Below are 1,370 nucleotides of genomic sequence, written 5' to 3' on the forward strand. Positions count from 1 at the left end.
CATAGGTATCTACACAAATCCCAAGTTTTGGGTTAAATTGAAGAGCATGCTCTTCAATTTAATATCTCCCATCTTGATACACGTCTCGTCAGACGATACAACGCCCTCGTAAAGCTTAATATGAATCCTCTTGCTTCACTTGCCCCTGCAATTAAGGAAATGGCCTCTGCCCAGAAGTCCAGTTTTGCAACCACCCAGGCAGTTTGGCGATTTCTCAATAATGAAAAAGTCTCTTTCAAGCAATTGAATGAGCCAATACAGCGACTTGCATTTGAACAGATTGATCAATCCTCTCACCCTTATGCGCTAATTATTCATGATTGGTCTCAACTGCAATATGTGAAACATAACAATAAAACTCAGCGTCTTCAAAGAACCCATCAATATGATTCAGGCTATGAACTGCAAAGCAGTCTACTGGTTGATGCGGCATCGGGGCTTCCCATTGCACCATTGGCTCAAACGCTATCTGACGCATCAGGCTGTTATTCCACATTCAGTGAACAATACAGCGAGCGAAAAACCCATTTGGATTCACTCGCAGAACAAATCAAAACGATCGAACAGTATCCGGTTGAGAAAACAAAAGTTCATATCATTGATCGTGAAGGTGACTCAATTGCCCATCTAAGAGCGATGAGCAAGAATCGCTTCAAATGGCTGATTCGGGCCAAAGAAGGTCATCGAGTTGAGTATCACGGTCAGACATACAAAGTTGGCGAGATTGCAGAAAAGATAGAAACGCATTCAATCAAAAATATTTCTTACAAAGGCAATCAGCATACTTTACATGTGGGTGAGACCCATATACGCATAACACGCGCAGCAAAACCAAAGCAGAAAGATAGCTCAGGGAAGCGGGTTGCTCCTGAGCAGGGAGATGCTGTCGATGCAAGGCTGGTTGTTTCTGTCGTTAAGGATTGTGACGGTAAAATTGTGGCGAGATGGTGTTTGCTGAGTAATGTTGCAATGGATATAGATACAGCAGAATTGAGTACATGGTATTACTGGCGCTGGACAATTGAGTGTTATTTTAAATTGCTTAAGCAGGCAGGACATGACGTTGAGGCATGGCTACAAACGACACCTCAAGCAATCCTGAGAAGGCTACTGATCAGTAGTATGGCTTGTGTGCTGACATGGCGAGTACAGCGTGGTACAGATGAGCAGAATATAAGAATTCGGGCATTTCTCACCCGAATTTCAGGTAGGCAACAGAAAAGGGGAAAATTAGAAAGTGCCCCTGCCATACTGGCAGGGCTTTCAATACTATTGAACACTCTTCAGTTGTTGTCAGAGTATTCGTCTGATGAGCTGAATGCGATTGCTCAGATCGCATTCAATTTATAAAAAATGTGTAGATACCTATG

Annotated in this window: 1 protein-coding gene; it reads left to right on the top strand. The window is 42.9% G+C overall.

What is annotated here, in order from left to right; genetic code table 11:
- The first annotated feature begins 120 nt into the window (after window positions 1–120).
- Window positions 121–1,350, top strand: a complete 1,230-nt coding sequence (locus FTU34_RS17685) for a transposase (RefSeq protein ID WP_180005658.1) — start codon at window positions 121–123, stop codon at window positions 1,348–1,350.
- The last annotated feature ends 20 nt before the right edge of the window (window positions 1,351–1,370 follow it).

Source organism: Acinetobacter sp. YH12094, from assembly GCF_013419295.1.
Classification (GTDB): domain Bacteria; phylum Pseudomonadota; class Gammaproteobacteria; order Pseudomonadales; family Moraxellaceae; genus Acinetobacter; species Acinetobacter amyesii.